General features: G+C 66.4%; 18 protein-coding genes and 1 riboswitch. Of the genes, 16 read left to right on the forward strand and 2 right to left on the reverse strand.

The features are described 5' to 3' along the window. Both QF040_RS12145 and QF040_RS12150 read left to right on the forward strand, forming a co-directional pair. Complete coding sequence (locus QF040_RS12145; RefSeq protein WP_429611240.1) at positions 1-924, forward strand: DMT family transporter; 924 nt, start codon at positions 1-3, stop codon at positions 922-924. Positions 925-1079: 155 nt separating this feature from the next. Then, on the forward strand, positions 1080-1526 hold the full coding sequence (locus tag QF040_RS12150) for an SWIB/MDM2 domain-containing protein (RefSeq protein WP_013542341.1): 447 nt from the start codon (positions 1080-1082) through the stop codon (positions 1524-1526). 26 nt (positions 1527-1552) lie between these two features. Here QF040_RS12150 and QF040_RS12155 read toward each other — a convergent pair whose 3' ends face one another. Next, positions 1553-2347 carry an AraC family transcriptional regulator gene (locus tag QF040_RS12155; protein WP_429611241.1) on the reverse strand — a complete coding sequence of 265 codons (795 nt, stop codon included), beginning with the start codon at positions 2345-2347 and terminating at the stop codon, positions 1553-1555. Positions 2348-2450: 103 nt separating this feature from the next. Here QF040_RS12155 and QF040_RS12160 point away from each other — a divergent pair, with 103 nt between their 5' ends. Next, the gene (locus QF040_RS12160) at positions 2451-2747 is read left to right on the forward strand and encodes a hypothetical protein (RefSeq protein WP_429611242.1); all 297 of its coding nucleotides are present in this window, start codon (positions 2451-2453) and stop codon (positions 2745-2747) included. Here the strand turns inward: QF040_RS12160 and QF040_RS12165 are convergent. Beyond that, positions 2713-4437, reverse strand: coding sequence for a thiamine pyrophosphate-binding protein (locus QF040_RS12165; RefSeq protein WP_429611243.1), 1725 nt, complete (start codon positions 4435-4437; stop codon positions 2713-2715). The two genes, QF040_RS12160 and QF040_RS12165, sit on opposite strands and share 35 nt — an antisense overlap. 93 nt (positions 4438-4530) lie before the next feature. Here QF040_RS12165 and QF040_RS12170 point away from each other — a divergent pair, with 93 nt between their 5' ends. From QF040_RS12170 to QF040_RS12230, 13 genes are all read left to right on the forward strand, one after another. Next, entirely contained in the window at positions 4531-5187 is a 657-nt protein-coding gene (locus tag QF040_RS12170) for a TetR/AcrR family transcriptional regulator (protein WP_013542345.1), read from the forward strand. 147 nt (positions 5188-5334) lie between these two features. After that, the gene (locus tag QF040_RS12175; RefSeq protein ID WP_429611244.1) at positions 5335-6330 is read left to right on the forward strand and encodes a tripartite tricarboxylate transporter substrate binding protein; all 996 of its coding nucleotides are present in this window, start codon (positions 5335-5337) and stop codon (positions 6328-6330) included. A 40-nt stretch (positions 6331-6370) separates the two neighbouring features. Then, positions 6371-7144 carry an ABC transporter permease gene (locus tag QF040_RS12180; RefSeq protein ID WP_429611245.1) on the forward strand — a complete coding sequence of 258 codons (774 nt, stop codon included), beginning with the start codon at positions 6371-6373 and terminating at the stop codon, positions 7142-7144. A gap of 40 nt (positions 7145-7184) precedes the next feature. Further along, positions 7185-8195: an ABC transporter substrate-binding protein gene (locus QF040_RS12185; protein ID WP_429611246.1), complete on the forward strand. Its 1011-nt coding sequence runs from the start codon at positions 7185-7187 to the stop codon at positions 8193-8195. Positions 8196-8244: 49 nt separating this feature from the next. Next, positions 8245-9024: an ABC transporter ATP-binding protein gene (locus tag QF040_RS12190; RefSeq protein WP_429611247.1), complete on the forward strand. Its 780-nt coding sequence runs from the start codon at positions 8245-8247 to the stop codon at positions 9022-9024. Between the two features lie 9 nt (positions 9025-9033). Continuing rightward, the gene (locus QF040_RS12195) at positions 9034-10464 is read left to right on the forward strand and encodes an enolase C-terminal domain-like protein (RefSeq protein ID WP_429611248.1); all 1431 of its coding nucleotides are present in this window, start codon (positions 9034-9036) and stop codon (positions 10462-10464) included. A 32-nt stretch (positions 10465-10496) separates the two neighbouring features. Then, positions 10497-11660, forward strand: coding sequence for a Gfo/Idh/MocA family protein (locus QF040_RS12200; protein WP_429611249.1), 1164 nt, complete (start codon positions 10497-10499; stop codon positions 11658-11660). A 13-nt stretch (positions 11661-11673) separates the two neighbouring features. After that, the gene (locus tag QF040_RS12205; protein ID WP_429611250.1) at positions 11674-12861 is read left to right on the forward strand and encodes a dihydrodipicolinate synthase family protein; all 1188 of its coding nucleotides are present in this window, start codon (positions 11674-11676) and stop codon (positions 12859-12861) included. 8 nt (positions 12862-12869) lie between these two features. Then, positions 12870-13748, forward strand: coding sequence for a sugar phosphate isomerase/epimerase family protein (locus QF040_RS12210; protein ID WP_429611251.1), 879 nt, complete (start codon positions 12870-12872; stop codon positions 13746-13748). A 48-nt stretch (positions 13749-13796) separates the two neighbouring features. Beyond that, positions 13797-14888, forward strand: a complete 1092-nt coding sequence (locus QF040_RS12215) for a DNA glycosylase AlkZ-like family protein (RefSeq protein ID WP_429611252.1) — start codon at positions 13797-13799, stop codon at positions 14886-14888. 311 nt (positions 14889-15199) lie between these two features. Next, positions 15200-17380, forward strand: a complete 2181-nt coding sequence (locus QF040_RS12220) for a TonB-dependent siderophore receptor (protein ID WP_429611253.1) — start codon at positions 15200-15202, stop codon at positions 17378-17380. Positions 17381-17479: 99 nt separating this feature from the next. Then, a riboswitch (FMN riboswitch) is annotated at positions 17480-17643 on the forward strand. 100 nt (positions 17644-17743) lie between these two features. Continuing rightward, the gene (locus QF040_RS12225; protein ID WP_176656500.1) at positions 17744-18256 is read left to right on the forward strand and encodes a 6,7-dimethyl-8-ribityllumazine synthase; all 513 of its coding nucleotides are present in this window, start codon (positions 17744-17746) and stop codon (positions 18254-18256) included. Positions 18257-18288: 32 nt separating this feature from the next. Next, positions 18289-18975 (forward strand): glutathione S-transferase family protein, encoded by a 687-nt coding sequence (locus QF040_RS12230; RefSeq protein WP_429611254.1) that lies wholly within the window; start codon positions 18289-18291, stop codon positions 18973-18975. Positions 18976-18998 lie beyond the last annotated feature (23 nt).

Below are 18998 nucleotides of genomic sequence, written 5' to 3' on the forward strand. Positions count from 1 at the left end.
TTGAACTCCGCTGCCCCTGCTTCCGGCCGTCTCGTGGCCTACGGCTGCCTCGCCCTGAGCATGTCGCTCGTTGGCGCCTACGTTGCCCTCTCCAAGCCTCTCGTTGCCGCCTTTCCGGTGTTGCTGCTTGCATGGCTGCGCTTCGGCATCGCCGCGCTGGCGATGCCCCACTGGCTCAAGCGCGGCGCGGACGAAGCTCCGATGACAGCGCGTACCCGCGGACTCGTCTTCCTCGAATCATTTCTCGGCAACTTCCTGTTCTCGATCTGCATGCTGTTCGGCGTGAGCATGACGAGCGCGGTCTCGGCTGGCGTGATCATGGCTTCGATCCCCGCGATGGTTGCGTTGGCGAGCTGGCTCTTTCTGCGCGAGCGCATCACGGTGCGCATCGGTTTGGCCATCGCGTGCGCTGCATTCGGCATCGGCCTGCTGGCGCTCAGCCCCGCGCATGCGCCAGCTTCGCCCGATGCAGCCAAGTCGTCGATGCCATGGCTCGGCAACCTGCTGGTGTTCTGCGCGGTGCTCTGCGAGGCCGCGTATGTGGTGATCGGCAAGTCGCTCACCGGACGGGTCGGACCCAAGCGAATAGCGTCGCTCATCAACCTCTGGGGCTTCGTGCTCTCGACGCCCCTGGGCATCTGGTTCGCGCTGTCGTTCGATTTCCGCGCGGTGCACGGCGGCATGTGGGTGCTGCTCGTGGCCTACGCGCTCGCCGCGAGCATCTGGACGGTGTGGCTCTGGATGACGGGCCTGCGCCATGTTCCCGCTGCACAGGCCGGAGTTTTCGCAGTGCTGCTGCCCGTCAGTGCGGCCCTCGTGGGCGTGCTCGTGCTCGGCGAAAACCTCTCCGGGCCGCAGCTGATCGCATTCGCGCTTGCACTCGCAGGCGTGGTGCTCGCGACCTGGCCTGGGCGTCGAAGGTGAAAAGCGAGGCTTCTCTCCTCTGAAAAAACAACAACTCCCAATGAAAAAACCGTTTTTTCCCTTGGAAACGCGTTTTTTCTCCTTTAGCATCCGCATTGCCACTGGAGACGCAAGTTTTTCATTGGTGAATGTTCAACCAAAAAAGGAAATCAACCATGGCAACTGCAAAGAAGGCTCCGGCCAAGAAAGCTCCGGCAAAGAAGGCCGCTCCCGCCAAGAAGGCTGCGGCTCCTGCGAAGAAGGCTGCACCGGCGAAGAAGGCAGCTCCCGCAAAGAAGGCTGCTGCTCCTGCGAAGAAGGCCGCACCGGCGAAGAAGGCAGCTCCTGCAAAGAAGGCAGCTCCCGCCAAGAAGCGCACGCCCAACGCTGCGTTCATGAAGGCACTGACCCCCAGCCCGGCACTCGCTGCCGTGGTCGGCTCGACGCCTCTGCCGCGCACCGCTGTCGTGAGCAAGCTGTGGGACTACATCAAGAAGAACAACCTTCAAGACAAGGCCAACAAGCGCAACATCAACGCCGACGCCAAGCTGAAGGAAATCTTCGGCAAGTCGCAAGTGTCGATGTTCGAACTGGCTGCCCTGATCGGCAAGCACGTCAAGTAAGCGCTCAGGGGCCTTGCGCTCCTGAATCAAAAAGCCGGCTCATGCCGGCTTTTTTTTGCCTGCGACAAGGCCATTCCCTCCTCGAAGAAGCGCGCCGGCGTGCAGCCGAAGTTCTTGCGGAAGGTCTCGATGAACGCGCTCACCGAGCTGTAGCCCACCGTCAACGCGACAGCCGTGACGGACTCGCCAAGGCTCAGCAGTTCGACGGCCTTCAGCAAGCGCGATTGCTGCCGCCACTGCGCGAAGCTCAATCCGGTCTCGACCGCGAAGCGACGCGTGAGCGTGCGGCGCGCCATGCCGATGCGATCGGCCCACTGGTCGATGGTGTCGGGCATCGCGGGATCGTTCGCCAGCGCAGCGGCCATCGCGGCCAGGCGTTTGTCCTGCGGCATCGGCAGATGCAGCGACGGCTTTGCACTCTCGGCGAGTTCATCGAGCAGCACACCGACAAGCCGCACACGACGCTCTTCGATAACCGCCGACGATGCACCATCGAGCGCCGTCAGCCGGTCGATCAGCGCCTGCATCAACGGCGCCGTCGCAAACACATGCGGCCCGTCGGGCAGGCCTACTGCCATTGCCGCATCGATGTGCAGGCTCCAGCCCGCCGTCGCGCCGAAGCTCTGCGCCGCATGCGCGCAGCGCGGCGCAATCCAGCCGATCCATCCCGGCGGCTGCACCCAGCGTCCGGAGGGCGTCTCGATGACCTGCAGCCCCTCGCGCAAGGCGAACAATTGGCCGGTCTCGTGCGCGTGAAAGCCCGTCACGCGCGGCGCCTCGTACGCGTTGATCCAGAGCCTGACGGGCGCCTCAGCCGCCATGCCTGGCCCGCCGGAGGTATCGATTGGCCTCGCGCCGCAAGGCGCAAAGCGCGCCGCTGCCTAGCATCGAACTCGTCTTTACAACGCCTTCAAAGGAACACACATGCAAGCCCAAGACGTACTGCCCGACGGTCAGGATTTCGTCGTCAGGAACGGACTCCAGTTGCGCAAAGGATCCGTCGGTGCCTTCCTCATCAACGCGCAGTTGCTGCAGGACCCCAACGCAATCGCCGAAGCAAAGCAAGCCGCCGAGCGGGACCTGATCGCGCTGCTGCCCGCGCTCGAAGCGCTCGGCCTGTTCGACGTGTTCGAACTGCGCTCGCCCGCGCTGCGCGACGAGGTGGCCCGTCATCGCGCGGCGCTCATCAGTTCGGCGCCTGCTGCTGCGCCGCGCGCCTGATCGAGCCCAGCGTCCCGCGCGTGGTGATCACCTCGGGGTCCAGCGGAATCTCGATCAGCGTGCCCGTGTCGGCCGCCAGCCCGCGCAGCAGCGCGGCTTCGAACTGCGCGGTCTCCGTCACGCGCTCGGCCGCATAGCCGTAGGCGCGGGCGAGACCACAGAAGTCAGGGTTGCGCAGCGCGGTGCCGCTGGTGCGCTCCGGGTACTCGCGCTCCTGGTGCATTCGGATCGTGCCGAACATGCCGTTGTTGAGCAGCACGACGATGCTCTTGCCGCCGTGCTGCGCGGCCGTTGCCAACTCCTGCCCCGTCATCAGGAAATCGCCGTCGCCCGCGATCGTGAAGGCCACGCGCCCCGTCGCGAGGTTCGCGGCGATGCCGGCCGGCACGCCGTACCCCATCGCGCCACTGGTCGGCGCCAGCTGCGTCTTGTGGCCCTTGGCGAGCCCGTGATAGCGGAAGTACCGGTGCACCCAGCTCGCGAAATTGCCGGCACCGTTGGTGATGGCCGCATCCGGCGGCAGGTGCTTCTGCAGCAACGCGACGACCGCGGCCATGTCGACCGGGCCGCGCGGCGTCTCGGCTGGCATGCCGGCAAGCGCCTGGGGCACGAGGTTGGCTTCGTAGTCCGCATGCGCCTGTTCGGTCCATTCCTCCCACGGCAAGGTCGGCGGCGCGCTCAGCACCTCGAGGCTGCGCGCCGCGGCGCTCATGCCGGCGTTGATCGCCAGATCGGCCTGGTAGACGCGGTTCAGCTCCTCGGCGCTTGCATGGATGTGCACCAGCACCTGCTTCGCCTTCGGTGCCTCGAGCAGCGTGTAGCCGCCCGTCGTCATCTCCCCCAGGCGCGGCCCGATCGCGAGGATCAGGTCCGCATCCTTCACGCGCTGCGCGAGCTTCGGGTTGATCGCGATGCCGACATCGCCCGCGTACAGCGGATGGTGGTTGTCGAAAGTGTCCTGGTAGCGGAAGGCGTTCGCCACCGGCAGGCGCCAGTTCTCGGCAAAGCGTTGCAGCGCCTGCGCGGCCTGCGTCGTCCAGCCACCGCCGCCGGCGATCACGAGCGGCCGCTCGGACTTCAACAGCAATTGGCGCAAGGTCCGCAGCGCACCCGGATCGCTCCACGGCTGCACCGCCTCCACGCGCGGCAATGGCCGCGCTGAAGTCTCCGAGCGCAGCATGTCCTCGGGCAGCACCAGCACGACCGGCCCCGGCCGCCCGTTCATGGCCGTGGCGAAGGCGCGCGCCACGTACTCCGGAATGCGATCCGCATCGTCGATGCGCTCCACCCGCTTGGCGAATCCCTTCGTGCTCGGCCCGAAGAAGCTGCCGTAGTCCACTTCCTGGAAAGCCTCGCGGTCGCGGAAGTCGCTGCCGACGTCGCCCACGAACAGCACCATCGGCGTCGAGTCCTGGAACGCGTTGTGCACGCCGATCGATGCGTTGGTGGCGCCCGGCCCGCGGGTGACGAAGCACACGCCCGGCCGCCCGGTGAGCTTGCCGTGCGCCTCCGCCATGAAGGCCGCGCCGCCCTCCTGCCGGTTCACGATGAAGCGCGCGCGGTCGCCATACGCATGAAAGCCGTCGAGCACGGCGAGGAAGCTTTCCCCCGGCACGCCGAATGCGATCTCCATGCCTTGCGCGATCAGGCACTCGACGATCAGGTGGCCTGCGGGTTGTGATGTACTCATGAGAAGTCGAACCTCAGCTGCAATGTCTCCGGCAATTATGTGCGTCTGCTTCTCACGCCTTGCGTTAATTCCCCAAATGGTTAAATTCGCGCCATGAAGGCACCGAAGGATTCCCCGATCGAGACACTCGAGCCGCGCTCGCGCGATGCCGACCGCTCGCAGCTCGCCATCCTGGCCGCGGCCCGCGAGGAGTTCTCGCAACTGGGTCTCGCCGGCGCGCGCATGGACAGCATCGCGACGCGCGCGGGCCTGAACAAGCGCCTCATCTACTACTACTTCGGCAGCAAGGACGACCTGTTCCTCGCGGTGCTCGAGCGCACCTATGCCGACATCCGCGAAGCCGAGCAGCGGCTGCACCTGGACGAGATCGAGCCGGTCGAGGCGATCCGCCAGCTCGTCTCTTTCACCTGGCACTACTACCTCGAACATCCCGAGTTCATCACGCTGCTCAACAGCGAGAACCTGCACCGCGCCGCGCACCTGAAGCGCTCCGAGCGCATCCAGGAAATGAACTCTCCGCTGGTGCAACTGCTCGACACGGTGCTCGAGCGCGGCCGCCGCGAGAACCTGTTCCACGCGGGCGTGGACCCGGTGCAGCTCTACATCTCGATCGCGTCTCTCTGCTACTTCTACCTCTCGAACAACCACACGCTCTCGGCCATCTTCGGCCGTGACCTGCGTGCGCCCAAGGCGATGGCGCAACGCCTCTCGCACATGACCGACCTGGTTCTGGGCTACGTCCTGCGCTGAGCGCGGACGCTTCAAAACCTCCTCCGGGTATTCACTAGGCCGCGTCGGTTGACGCTGCGGCGCAGCCGTTCCTAAAATCTCTAATTCACTTATTGGTGAATTGAACCGATTCAAGACAGCGGCCCGACCGCGCGGAGACAAAGAACCATGAAGCGACTCGCACGCACCACCGCCACCCTCACCGCATTCGCTGCGCTCACCGGCCTGGCCGCACTGATGCCAGGCGTTGCATCCGCACAGAACGGCTACCCGACCAAACCGATTCGCGTGATCGTTCCCTTCGCGGCCGGCAGCACCACCGACATCATTGCCCGCGCCATCGCCGACAAGATGAGCCAGAGCATGGGCCAGACGCTGGTCATCGATAACCGCGGCGGCGCGAGCGGCACCATCGGCCAGCAGGCGGTGGCCACGGCTGCGCCGGACGGCTACACGGTCATGATCCATTCGTCGTCGCACACGGTGAGCCCGTCGACCTTCGCCAAGCTGCCGTTCGACACGGTGGGCGACTTCGCCGGCGTCACGCCGATCTCGTCGCTGCCCAACGCGCTGGTCATCTCGCCCTCGAAGAACATCAAGACGCTGCCGCAGCTCCTGGCCGCGGCACGCGCCAAGCCCGGCAGCATGAACTTCGCCTCGGCCGGCCAGGGCAGCGCCACACACCTGAACGCCGAGAAATTCAAGATGGCCGCGAAGATCGATGCGACCAACATCCCCTTCAAGGGATCGGGCGAGGCCGTGACCGAAGTGCTCTCGGGCCGCGTCGACTACTACTTCTCGCCCATCGCCCCGGTGATCGGCCAGATCAAGGAAGGCCAACTGCTCGCACTCGCCGTCGGTTCGCCCAAGCGCGCGGCGGCTCTCCCCGACGTGCCCACCACCACCGAGGCCGGCGTGCCCGGCTCCGAGTTCAACTTCTGGATCGGGATGATGGCCCCCGCCAAGACGCCGCGCGACATCGTCAACCGCCTGCACGACGAAGTGGCCAAGGCCCTCGCCACGCCTGAAGTGAAGGAGCGTTTCCTCAAGCTCGGCGCCGACGCCTGGACGCTCAAGCCCGAGCAGTTCGACGCCTACATCAAGGAAGAGATCGCGAGCAATGCGCAGCTCGTGAAGGCCGCGGGCCTGCAGGTCCAGCAGTAAAAAAAGCCCGCCCGCGCCGAGAAAGATCCGAGTCGCCTCCATGCTCCGCAAGCTCCTGCTCTCCCCGGCCCTGCGGCCGTTCGTGCTGATCCTGTTGCTGCTGGTGCTGTGGGACCTCGCGATCCGGCTCTTCAAGATCCCGGCCTACCTGATTCCTCCGCCGTGGGAGGTGGTCAAGCAACTCGTCGCCGAATGGCCGCGCCTGCTCAGCGAAAGCTGGAAGACCACGCTCGCCACGCTCGGCGGCTTCGGCCTCACGATCGTGATCGGCATTCCGATCGCGATGGTCATCGCCTACTCGCGGCTGGTCGAGTCGTACGTGTATCCGCTGCTGGTGTTCTCGCAGAGCATTCCCAAGGTGGCGATTGCGCCGCTCTTCGTGGTGTGGTTCGGCTTCGGCATCCTGCCCAAGGTGATCAGCGCCTTTCTGCTGGGCTTCTTCCCGGTGGTGGTGTCCACGGTGATGGGCTTCAAGTCGGTCGAGCCCGACATGCTCGACCTCGCCCGCTCGATGGGCGCGAGCCGCCTGCAGACCTTCTTCAAGATCAGCCTGCCGCAGGCGCTGCCCGCAATCTTCAGCGGCCTGAAGGTGTCGGTCACGCTGGCCGTCGTGGGCGCGGTGGTCGGCGAATTCGTCGGCTCGAACTCGGGCATCGGCTATGTGCTTCAAGTGGCGAACGGCAACTTCGACCTGCCATTGATGTTCGCCGCGCTGGTGGTCTTGTCGAGCATCGGCGTGGTCCTTTTCGTCGCGGTCGATTTGGTCGAGCGCTTGATGATCCCGTGGCACGCCTCGCAGCGCCACGCGAACTGAGTTCCTTCGCCATACCCATAAAACTCCCGGAGACAACGCCATGAAGAAACTGCTTCCCTCGATGCTCGCCGTTGCCGTGACGGCCCTTGCCACCTTCGCCATCGCACCCGCCCATGCGCAGGCCGAGAAGCCGAAGGACAAGGTCACGCTGATGCTCAACTGGTATCTCTACAGCGAGCACGCGCCCTTCTTCCTCGGCAAGGAAAAAGGCTTCTATGCCGAGGAAGGCATCGACCTCGACATCCAGGAAGGCCGCGGCTCCGCCGTCACCGCGCAGGCGGTGGCCGCCAAGTCGGCGACCTTCGGCTACATCGACGTCACGACCATGATCAAGGCCGCCGCGAAGGGCGCGCCGCTCAAGTCGACCGGCGTGCTGTTCCAGGTGAGCCCGATGTCGGTCATGGGCTTCAGCGAGAAGAACATCAAGACCCCCAAGGACATCATCGGCAAGACCGTGGCGGTGACGCCCGGCGATTCGATGTCGCAGATGTGGCCGCTCTTCCTCAAGGTGAACGACATCAAGGCCGACCAGGTGAAGATCGTCTCGGGCGACGGCCAGACCAAGCTCAATGCGGTGACCAACGGCCAGGCCGACCTCCTGCTCGGCTACGTGATGGACCAGGCGATCAAGCTGCAGGACGCCACCGGCAAGCCCGTGACGCCGATCCGCTTTGCCGACTCGGGCGTGAACCAGATCAGCTCCGGGATCATCACCAACAAGAACCTGCTGACCGAGAACCCCGACCTGGTGAAGCGCTTCATGCGCGCCTCGACCAAGGCCGCTGAAGCCGCCGAGAAGAGCCCCGAGTCCGCGGTCGACGCAATGCTCAAGGCCAACCCGAAGGCCGGCGTGCGCGACACGCTGATCGTCGGCATGAAGCAGAGCGTGGCGCTCTATCACACGAAGGACACGGCCAACCAGCGGCCGTTTCGCGTGGCGATGAAGAACGTGAACGACTCGCTCGACCTGCTGGTGCAGTACGGCGGCATGGACCCGTCCACGCGCGGCAAGCCTGAAGACTACGTGACGCTCGATTTCCTGCCGAACTGATCCCCTCTGCGCGCTCGCTCACCTGCTGCTGTCACCTCTCACCTACGCCATGTCCCAAGTCAATCTGATCGAAGCGCGAGGCGTCTCGAAGACCTATCAAAGCAAGGACGGCCCGGTCGAATCGCTCAAGCCCTTGGACTTCGCCATCGAGGAAGGCGAGTTCGTCTCCGTCGTCGGCCCTTCGGGTTGCGGCAAGAGCACGCTGCTCAAGATGGTGGCGGGCCTGCTGCCGATCAGCGGGGGCGAGCTCACGCTGGCCGGCAAGCCGATCAAGGGGCCACAGAAGGACGTGGGCATCGTGTTCCAGAGCGCGGTGCTGCTGCCCTGGCGCAGCGTGGAAGACAACATCCTGCTGCAGGCCGAAATGCGCCACCTGCCCAAGGCCGCCTCGCAGGCCCGCGCGCGCGCGCTGATGGAAATGGCCGGCCTCAAGGGCTTCGAGGGCAAGTACCCGTGGCAGCTTTCGGGCGGCATGCAGCAACGCGCCTCGATCTGCCGCGCGCTGCTGCACGACCCGTCGGTGCTGTTGATGGATGAGCCCTTCGGTGCGCTCGACGCGATGACGCGCGAGAAGATGAACCTCGAACTGCAGCGCATCTGGATGGCTTCGAAGAAGACTGTGATGCTCATCACCCACAGCATTCCCGAGGCGATCTTCCTGTCCGACCGCGTGATCGTGATGAGCGAGCGCCCCGGCTCGATCGCGGCCGTGTACGACATCGACCTGCCGCGCCCGCGCACGCTGGACATGATGGCTTCGCCCGAGTTCGGCCAGTACACGAAGCTGGTGCGCGCGCATTTCTTCTCGCAGGGCATCCTGGACCACTGAACGCGAGCCATGGACGCGCCCCGTTTCCACATCGAAGAGATCCGCTTCGCCGAGCGCGACGTGGCGCTCCGGCTGCCGTTCCGCTTCGGTGCCGCCACCGTTACCGCCTGCCCGCAGGTGTATGTGCGGACGCGCATCCGCTTCGAGAACGGTGGCACGGCAGAAGGCTGCGCGGCCGAGATGATGGTGCCCAAGTGGTTCGACAAGAACCCGGCCCTCAACAACGAACAGAACTTCGAGCAGCTGCGCTTTGCGCTGCGCGATGCACGTGATGCCTACGTCGGAGAAGACGACGCGCAGACTGCGTGGACGCACTTCGCCTCGAACTACGCTGGACTGCAGGCCCGCGCAAAAGCCAAGGGCCTGCAGGCACTCGTGGCCAGCTACGGCCCCGCGCTGATCGACCGTGCGGTGATGGACGCGCTGTGCCTGCACACCGGCACGAGCTTCGCTGCGGCGATGAGCGCCAACCTCTGCGGCATCGACATCGCGGGCAGCGGGCTCGCCGATGATCTCGCGGGCTTCGACATGCCGGCCTTCCTGGCCAGCCATTCGCCGCGCGCAAGCATCGCGGCACGCCACACCGTCGGCCTGGCCGATGCCATCGACGACAGCGACGCCCTCCCCGATGCGCCCGTCGACGGCCTGCCGACCACGCTCGCCGCTGCGGCGAAGCGCTACGGCCTAACGCATTTCAAGCTCAAGCTCTGCGGCAACACCGCGCAGGACATCGACCGACTCCAGCGCATCGCCCGCGTGATCGACGGCCACGCGCAGCTCGTGACGCTCGACGGCAACGAGCAGTACGCCGATGCCGACGACTTCGCTGTCTTTCTCGACCGCATGCTCTCGACGCCCGTGCTGTGGAACCTCGCGCAGAAGACCGTCTTCGTCGAGCAGCCGATCCGCCGCGATGCCGCGCTGGAGCGCAGTGTGTCGGCGCTGGGCAAGCGCATCCCGCTGCTCATCGACGAATCCGACGCCACGCTCGACGCCTTCGTGCAGGCTCGCGCGCTCGGCTACACCGGTGTCTCGAGCAAGAGCTGCAAGGGCTTCTACAAGTCGGTCGTCAACGCGGCACGCTGCGCGCACTGGAACGCAACCGAAGACAAGCCGCGCTATTTCCTCTCCGGCGAAGACCTCACCATGCAGGCCGGCGTCGGCGTGCAGCAAGACCTCGCGCTGGTCGGCTGGCTCGGCCTTTCGCACGTCGAGCGCAACGGCCATCACTACGTCAACGGCCTCGCGGCCGTGCCCGAGGCGGAGCAGCAAGCCCTGCTGAAGCTGCACCCCGGCCTCTACAAAACCAGCGACGGCGCCACGCGCCTCGCCCTCCGCGGCGGACAGCTTGACCTGTCCTCGCTCGCCACCGCGCCCGGTTTTGCCACCGGCAAGCCCGGCGCCGGCATCTCGTGGGACGCCATGCGTTCCGTCTACTGAAGCACCCCTCTCGCATCCCAAGGAAGAAAACGATGGCCACCCAACGTCTAGGAATCATCATGCACGGCGTCACCGGCCGCATGGGCATGAACCAGCACCTGATCCGCTCGATCTGCGCGATCCGCGCGCAAGGCGGCGTCACGCTGTCGAATGGCGACAAGGTCATGCCCGATCCGATCCTCATCGGCCGCAATGCCGAGAAGATGGAAGCGCTCGCCAAGGCCCACAACATCGCGCGCTGGGGCACCGACCTCGACAAGGCGTTGGAGAACAAGGACGACACCATCTTCTTCGACGCCGGCACCACGCAGATGCGCCCCACGCTGCTGGCCAAGGCGATCCGCGCCGGCAAGCACGTTTACTGCGAGAAGCCGATCGCAACCAACCTGAACGAAGCCGTGGAAATCGCGCGCCTCGCCGAAGGCTCGGGCCTGAAGCACGGCGCGGTGCAGGACAAGCTGTTCCTGCCGGGCCTGCGCAAGCTCGACATGCTGCGCCGCGCGGGCTTCTTCGGCCGCATGCTCAGCGTGCGCCTGGAGTTCGGCTACTGGGTGTTCGAAGGCGACCTGCAGCCCATCCAGCGCCCGAGCTGGAACTACCGCAAAGAAGACGGCGGCGGCATGATCCTGGACATGATGTGCCACTGGCGCTACGTGCTGGACAACCTGTTCGGCGAGGTGAAATCAGTCTCGTGCATCGGCGCGACGCACATCCCCAAGCGCTGGGACGAAACCGGCAAGCCGTACGAAGCCACCGCCGACGACGCGGCCTACGCCACCTGCGAACTCACCGGCCACAACGGCGAGCCGGTGATCGCGCAGATCAACATGAGCTGGGTCACGCGCGTGCGTCGCGACGACCTCGTGACCTTCCACGTCGACGGCACCGACGGTTCTGCCGTGGCCGGTCTGTCGAGCTGCCGCGCGCAGTCGCGCGTCGCCACGCCGCGCCCTGTGTGGAACCCCGACGAGAAGCAGATGATGAATTTCTTCGACCAGTGGCAGGAGATTCCCGATTCGCAGGTCTACGACAACGGCTTCAAGATCCAGTGGGAGCATTTCATTCGCCATGTGGTCGAGAACGAGCCCTACAAGTGGACGCTGCCCGAAGGCGCCAAGGGCGTGCAGTTGGTCGAGGCCGCGCTCGAATCGTGGAAGGACCGCCGCTGGGTCGACGTGCCCGCGCTGAAGGTCTGAGGAAGAAGCTGCCATGACCCTCTCGCTGACCCTTCCCACCGCGAGCGGCGCGCTCGCGCCCTACGCCCTTCGCGGCACCGCGTCCGTCAAGCCCGATGCGGGCGTCAAGTTCAACCGCATCGCCTATTCGGCCGCGCACGTCGTGGCCGACCCGCTCGCGGCCGTCGACCCTTGGCTGCAAGCGGCGGTCGATTGGGACACCACCATCGCCTACCGCCGCCACTTGTTCTCGCTGGGCCTCGGCGTGGCCGAGGCGATGGACACCGCGCAGCGCGGCATGGGCCTCGATTGGCCCACGTCGCTCGAACTCATCCGCCGCTCGCTCGATGCGGCGAAAGACGTGCCGGGCGCGCTCGTCGCCTCGGGCTGCGGCACCGATCACCTGAACATCGATGATGTGAAGAGCGTCGACGACGTGATCCGCGGCTACGAGGAGCAGATGGCCGCCATCGAGGCGCTCGGCGGCAAGCTGATCGTGATGGCCAGCCGCGCGCTCGCCCGCGTCGCGAAGAGCCCCGCCGACTACGAACGTGTGTACGACCGCATCCTGAGCCAGGCGAAGCAACCGGTGGTGCTGCATTGGCTGGGCGACATGTTCGACCCGGCGCTCGCGGGCTACTGGGGCACGAAGGACGTCGATGCGGCGATGGACACCGCCGTGGGCATCATCGCGGCGCATCCGGAGAAGGTCGATGGCATCAAGATCTCGCTGCTCGACAAGGACAAGGAAATCGCGATGCGCCGCCGCCTGCCCAAGGGCGTGCGCATGTACACGGGCGACGACTTCAACTACGCCGAGCTGATCGCCGGCGACGGCTTCGGCGACGAGCCGACGCACGGCAAGAGCGATGCGCTGCTCGGCATCTTCGACGCCATCGCGCCGGCTGCGAGCGCTGCACTGGGCGCACTGGCTCAAGGCAACACCGAGAAATTCCACGCGATCCTCGGCCCCACGGTGCCGCTGTCGCGCCACATCTTCGCGGCGCCCACGCGCTTCTACAAGACCGGCGTGGTGTTCATGGCCTGGCTCAACGGCCATCAGAAGCACTTCACGATGGTGGGCGGCCAGCAAAGCACGCGCTCGCTGCAGCACTTCGCCGAACTGTTCCGCCTGGCCGATGCGGCCAACCTGCTGGAGCAGCCGGAGTTGGCGGCCCGCCGCATGAAGACGCTGCTTGCACTACACGGCGTGGAAGGTTGAAGCGGCCTATGCGCGATTTCTCGCAGAACCACGACTGGCTTTCAATCAACACCGCGACCGTCCGGAAGCAATCGGGCGCCGAGGTGCCGCTGGACCGCATCATCGACCAGTGCGCCGAGCGCGGCATCCGCGCGATCAGCCCCTGGCGCGACCAGGTCGCGGCCGTAGGTCTCGACAAGGTGGCGAAGCAGTTGAAGGCGCATGGCATCGGCCTCTCGGGCTACTGCCGCGGCGGCTTCTTCCCAGCGCCCGATGCGGCGGGCCTGAAGGCCGCGCTCGAGGACAACCGCCGCGCCATCGACGAGGCGAAGACGCTCGACGCGCCCTGCCTCGTGCTGGTCGTCGGCGCTCTCCCCGGCGCGCTCGACGGCAAGGCGGCCTACAAGGACATCGCGCGCGCACGCAACGAGGTACGCGACGGCATCGCCGCGTCGCTGGAGTACGCCCGTGAAGTCGGCATGCCGCTCGCCATCGAGCCCTTGCACCCCATGCAAGCAGCCGACCGCGCCTGCATCAACACGCTCGAACACGCGCTCGACCTCTGCGACGAACTCGACGCGGGCAAGAGTGGCATGCTGGGCGTGGCGCTGGACATCTATCACGTCTGGTGGGACCCGAAGCTGCAGCAGCAGATCGCCCGTGCCGGCCGCGAACGCCTGTTGGCGTACCACGTCTGCGACTGGCTCACGCCCACACGCGACCTGCTCTCGGACCGCGGGATGATGGGCGATGGCGTGGTCGAGCTCAAGAAGATCCGCGGCTGGGTCGAAGAGGCGGGCTTCGCGGGCTTCAGCGAAGTCGAGATCTTCTCGAACCTCGACTGGTGGCAGCGGCCCGGGGCCGAGACGCTCGACGTTTGCATCGAGCGACATCGCAGCGCGGTCTGACGCTTTGTGCCGAAGCGAAAAGCAGCCGCCTGTGCTGCAATTCGCTTCATGGCTGACCCGACCCTCGACGACCTACGGCGCTACGCCGTCGCGCGCACCCTCTTCAAACCGACCACGTTGCCGAGCGCGATCCGCCAACTCGGCTTCGTGCAGGCCGATCCGATCCGCGCCCCGGCGCGTGCGCAAGACCTGACCTTGCGCCACCGCGTGAAGGACTACCGCGCGGGCGATCTCGAAAGCCGCTACACGCGCCTCGCAATCGAGGAAGACTGCCTCGTCAACTACGGTTTCCTGCCGCGCGAGCACCTGGCGCTGATGCATCCGCGCGAAGCCAAGCAAGCCTGGGACGCCGACATGCAGCGCAAGGCCGCCGACGTGTTGGCCTATGTGCGCGAGCACGGCCCGGTGCATCCGCGCCAGGTCGAGCAGCACTTCGCGCACGGCCGCGTCAAGAACTACTGGGGCGGTTCGAGCAACGCGACCACGCACCTGCTCGACGGCATGCACTACCGCGGCATGCTGCGCGTGGTTCGGCGCGACAGCGGCACACGCGTCTATGAAGCCGTGACGCACATGCCCGCCGACGACAGCCCCGCCGGCCGCGCGCAACGCGCCGCCGCGCTCATCGAACTGATCGTGCGCAAGTACGCGCCGCTGCCCGCTGCGAGCCTCACCTACCTCGTGCGCCTGCTCGGCTACGGCGCGCCGCATCTCGCGCCGCAGACGCAGGCAGCGTTGCGCCTGGCACGCGAAGAGCTCGCGAGTTGCCGCATCGACGGCACCACCTGGTACTGGCCCGCCGACGAGAACCCGGCCTCGAAGCGCCATGCGCCCGACGAAGCGGTGCGCCTGCTGGCACCCTTCGATCCGGTCGTGTGGGACCGCCGCCGCTTCGAACTGCTGTGGGGCTGGACGTACAAGTTCGAGGCCTACACGCCCGCGCCGAAGCGCCAGTTCGGCTACTACGCGCTGCCGATGCTGTGGCATGACCAGGTGATCGGCTGGGCCAACGTGACAGCACCCGAAGGCCGGCTGCAACCCGCCTTCGGCTACGCCGACAAGAAGCCGCGCGATGCGGCGTTTCGCGCGGCGCTCGACGATGAGCTGCACCGCATGACGCTCTTCCTCTCGGGCCGATGATCCGCGTCGGCTTTCCCCAAAAGCCGCTTCTATAATTTCGCTCCTCAGCCAGCCGCCCGACAAGGGCCTGCCAGCTGTCTCCGAAGGAACGGAGACGGCAACCGCCCCGGACCGACGCCACGCCGTCGGAACCGCCGGTTGCCACCCCTACGACGCCAGAACACACACAACACCAGCCGGTCGCCTGCCATGGGCGCACGGCCGGTTGCGTTCGTATTCCACACACACCTGACCTGAGAAGCCATGGCACGCCCGCCGCGTGCCGCAGCCACTCCCCATCGCTTGACAGCAGGACACCGGAGAAGCTGCACATGACCCTTTCGAAGAATCGCCAGAAACCGCGCCACGCGCACCGCCGCATCGCCATCGCCGCTGCCGCCGTGGCATTGGGTGCGACCGCCCCCGCCTATGCGGAGGAAAAGGACGAAGCCGCGGAGCGCGGCAAGGCCCTGCCCACCGTGACCGTCACCAGCGACGCCGAGGAAAGCGCGACCGGCCCGGTGACCGGCTTCGTCGCCAAACGCGGCGCCACCGCCACCAAGACCGACACGCCGCTGATCGAGACGCCGCAGGCCATCTCGGTCATCACGCGCGACCAGATCGAGGCGCAGGGCGCGCTCACGCTGCGCGAAACCACCAACTACACGGCCGGTGTGGTGTCGAGCTACTTCGACAGCCGTGGCGACTCGTTCAAGGTGCGCGGCGGCGATGCGGTGCAGTACCTCGACGGCCTGCAGCGCAGCTACGGCTTCTACAACACCACCAAGCCCGACCCGTACACGCTCGAGCGCGTCGAGTTGCTGCGCGGCCCGTCGTCGGTGCTCTATGGACAGGGCGGCGTGGGCGGGGTGCTCAACCTCGTCTCCAAGCGCCCGCAGGCCGAGACGCAACGTGAGGTGCAACTGCAATACGGCAGTTTCAACCGCAAGCAGATCGCGGCCGATTTCACCGGCTCGTTCGACCCCGAAAGCAAATGGATGTACCGCCTCGTGACCGTCAACCGCGACAGCGGCACGCAGGTCGACCATGTGCGCGATGACCGTCAACTGATCGCGCCCTCGCTGACCTGGCGCCCGAGTGCGGACACCTCGCTCACGCTGCAACTGCTGTCGCAAAAGGACAAGAGCGGCTCGCTGATCGGCTTCTTCCCGTGGCAGGGCACGCTGTACCCCTCGCGCTACGGCCGCATTCCGACCTCGACCTTCACGGGCGAGCCCGGCTTCGACCGCTTCGACACGCAGCAGACCTCGCTGGGCTACCTGTTCAGCCACCGCTTCAACGACACCTGGACGGTGCGGCAGAACCTGCGCTCGACCGAGAGCAAGGTCTTCTACGACACCTCGTACACCAGCTTCGCCGCGAACCGCCGCACGGGCCGACCGGCGCGCCCGGTGTTCAACGCGGATGCGCGCACCATCGAACGCGACCTCAGCGCCATGATCAACACCGCCCGGATGGTGCTGCTCGACAACCAGGCCGAGGCGAAGTTCAAGACCGGCGAGTTCGAGCACACCGTGCTGATCGGTGCCGACTTCCAGCGCAACGAAACAACCCAGGCCAGGGGAAACGGCACCGCGGGCGCGCTGGACGTCTACGCGCCGGTGTACGGCAACTACACGCCGCCCACCGTCATCGCGCGCCAGCCGGGCGTGCTGCAAAAGCAGGCCGGCATCTACGTGCAGGACCAGGTCAAGTACGGCCGCTGGGTCGGCCTGCTGGGCCTGCGCCACGACAAGGCGACCACCGACACCGAAGGCCGCCCGGCCGCGGCCGCCGACGACAAGGCCAACACCAAGCGCGCCGGCCTCGTCTACCTGGCCGACGGCGGATGGGCGCCCTACCTGAGCTATGCCGAGTCGTTCCTGCCGCTGGGCGGCGTCGACCTGAACAACACGCCCTTCAAGCCGCAGCGCGGCAAGCAGTGGGAAGCCGGCGTGAAGTGGGAGCCCGTGGGCCAGCGCACATCGTTCATGGCGGCGGTGTACGACCTGCGCGACACCAACCGCAAGACCACCGATCCGGTCAATCCGCTCAACAGCGTGCAACTGGGCGAAGTGCACGTGAAGGGGCTGGAGCTCGAATACAAGGGCAGCATCGCGCGCGATTGGGACTGGATCGCCTCGTACGCGTACACCGACGCGCGGGTCTCGCGCAGCAACGGCTCCGACCTCGGCAAGCGCATCTCTGGCGTGCCGAAGCACACGGCCTCGGCCTGGGTGACACGGCGCTTCTCCATCGGCGGCGTGCCGGGCTTCACGGTCGGCGGCGGCATCCGCTACCTGGGCGAATCGTGGGATGGCATGGACGGCATCCGCACGCCTTCAGCCACCTTGGTCGATGCGATGCTGGCCTGGGACAACGGACCGCTGCGCCTGTCGCTCAACGTGGCCAACCTCGCGGACAAGGTGCAGATCACCACGTGCCTGGCGCGCGGCGACTGCTTCTACGGCCAGCGCCGTACCGTGACGGCGAACGCGACGTACCGCTTCTGACGCAAGCCCCCGCGCAGCGGAAGGTCTGGCGCGCGGGCGACAACCCTTCGCCGCAGCGGGCTTCTAGAATCGCGCCCGTCGCCCGGTTCGCCGCGCGGCAAGCGTTCTCAGGGCGGGGTGCAATTCCCCACCGGCGGTGATGGCGACCGAAAGGTTGCACAAGCCCGCGAGCGCCCGAGGCCTGTGCAAGCAGGCCGAGGGGTCAGCAGATTTCGGTGCGATTCCGAAGCCGACGGTCACAGTCCGGATGAAAGAGAGCGCGAAATGCGGGCACGCCCGCGCGCTCTGCCATGCACGAGCGCGCGGCGGGCTTTGCGGTTTCGTGCGCCCTGATTCAGGAAACCTGCTTTTCAGAGGCACACCATGAGTCAGATCAACGACCTTCCCCTCTCCGCCATCACCGCTTCGAATTCGTCGCGCGGCGAGCGCATCGCATTCGTCGAAGCGCAGTGGCATTCCGACATCGTCCACCAGGCACGCGACGCTTTTCTCGAAGAGATGGCGCGCCTGGGCGTGGCACGCGAGCTCATCGACATCTTCGATGTGCCCGGCGCCTTCGAGATTCCGCTGCATGCCAAGCGCCTCGCGAACTCGGGCAAGTACGCGGCCATCATCGGCTGCGCGCTGGTGGTCGATGGCGGCATCTACCGTCACGAGTTCGTCGCGAACACGGTGGTGAGCACGCTGATGTCGCTCCAGCTCGAGACCGATGTGCCGATCTTCTCGGCCGTGCTCACGCCGCACCATTTCCACGAGCATGTGGAGCACCGCAAGTACTTCCATCGCCATTTCGCGATCAAGGGCACCGAAGTGGCCGAGGCCTGCTTCAAGACGCTCGAGGCCCTGAAGAAGGTGGACGCGGCGCTGGCCGCGTGACAACCGGGGGCCGTCCGCAGTAATCTGTGCGGATGGCTTCTTCTTCACCTGCCTCCGAAGACCGCTACATCCTCTACGGCGCGCCCGGCTCGGGCGCCACGCCGGTCCATGCGGCGCTGACGCTGATCGGCGCACAGGTCGAGACCGTCGACGTCGCCACCTGGGAGAGCGATGCCGAGCGCGAGCGCGTGTCCAAGATCAACCCGATGCGGCAAGTGCCCGCGCTGGTGCTGCCCTCGGGCGAAGTGATGACCGAGAGCGCGGCCATCCTCCTCTGGCTCGGCGACCGCTATCCCGAAGCCGGGCTCTGCCCCGCGCCCGGCGATCCGCTGCGCGCGCGCTACCTGCGCTGGATGGTCTATCTGCCCGCGGCCATCTATTCGCTCTTCTGGGTGCGCGACGAGCCCACGCGCCTCACGCCCGACCCTGCGGCGCAGGCCGTGATGCTCGAGCGCACGGCCGAGCGCATCGCGCAATGCTGGCAGCTGATGGACACGCAGATCGACGAGCCGGCGCCCTACCTGCTCGGCGAAAAGATCAGCATGCTTGATTTGTACGTGACGGTGCTGTCGCGCTGGACGCCGCAGCGCCGGCGCTTCTACCGCGTGGCGCCGCGCATGGCGCGCGTGGTGCGGCGCGTGGATGCCGACCCAAGGCTGGCCGAGTTCTGGGCCGCGCGATTTCCGTTCTCGATGGACGAGGAAGCCAAGAAGAACTGACGCGCGCCCTTCCGATAATCGAC

It is taken from the genome of Variovorax sp. W2I14, from assembly GCF_050435205.1.
Classification (GTDB): Bacteria; Pseudomonadota; Gammaproteobacteria; order Burkholderiales; family Burkholderiaceae_C; genus Variovorax; species Variovorax paradoxus_C.

Coding starts and splice junctions, on each gene's coding strand:
- QF040_RS12210 (WP_429611251.1), top strand. CDS start 12,870: ATGCGCGATTTCTCGCAGAACCACGACTGGCTTTCAATCAACACCGCG.
- QF040_RS12150 (WP_013542341.1), top strand. CDS start 1,080: ATGGCAACTGCAAAGAAGGCTCCGGCCAAGAAAGCTCCGGCAAAGAAG.
- QF040_RS12200 (WP_429611249.1), top strand. CDS start 10,497: ATGGCCACCCAACGTCTAGGAATCATCATGCACGGCGTCACCGGCCGC.
- QF040_RS12205 (WP_429611250.1), top strand. CDS start 11,674: ATGACCCTCTCGCTGACCCTTCCCACCGCGAGCGGCGCGCTCGCGCCC.
- QF040_RS12230 (WP_429611254.1), top strand. CDS start 18,289: ATGGCTTCTTCTTCACCTGCCTCCGAAGACCGCTACATCCTCTACGGC.
- QF040_RS12185 (WP_429611246.1), top strand. CDS start 7,185: ATGAAGAAACTGCTTCCCTCGATGCTCGCCGTTGCCGTGACGGCCCTT.
- QF040_RS12175 (WP_429611244.1), top strand. CDS start 5,335: ATGAAGCGACTCGCACGCACCACCGCCACCCTCACCGCATTCGCTGCG.
- QF040_RS12215 (WP_429611252.1), top strand. CDS start 13,797: ATGGCTGACCCGACCCTCGACGACCTACGGCGCTACGCCGTCGCGCGC.
- QF040_RS12225 (WP_176656500.1), top strand. CDS start 17,744: ATGAGTCAGATCAACGACCTTCCCCTCTCCGCCATCACCGCTTCGAAT.
- QF040_RS12190 (WP_429611247.1), top strand. CDS start 8,245: ATGTCCCAAGTCAATCTGATCGAAGCGCGAGGCGTCTCGAAGACCTAT.
- QF040_RS12155 (WP_429611241.1), bottom strand. CDS start 2,347: ATGGCGGCTGAGGCGCCCGTCAGGCTCTGGATCAACGCGTACGAGGCG.
- QF040_RS12180 (WP_429611245.1), top strand. CDS start 6,371: ATGCTCCGCAAGCTCCTGCTCTCCCCGGCCCTGCGGCCGTTCGTGCTG.
- QF040_RS12160 (WP_429611242.1), top strand. CDS start 2,451: ATGCAAGCCCAAGACGTACTGCCCGACGGTCAGGATTTCGTCGTCAGG.
- QF040_RS12165 (WP_429611243.1), bottom strand. CDS start 4,437: ATGAGTACATCACAACCCGCAGGCCACCTGATCGTCGAGTGCCTGATC.
- QF040_RS12195 (WP_429611248.1), top strand. CDS start 9,034: ATGGACGCGCCCCGTTTCCACATCGAAGAGATCCGCTTCGCCGAGCGC.
- QF040_RS12170 (WP_013542345.1), top strand. CDS start 4,531: ATGAAGGCACCGAAGGATTCCCCGATCGAGACACTCGAGCCGCGCTCG.
- QF040_RS12220 (WP_429611253.1), top strand. CDS start 15,200: ATGACCCTTTCGAAGAATCGCCAGAAACCGCGCCACGCGCACCGCCGC.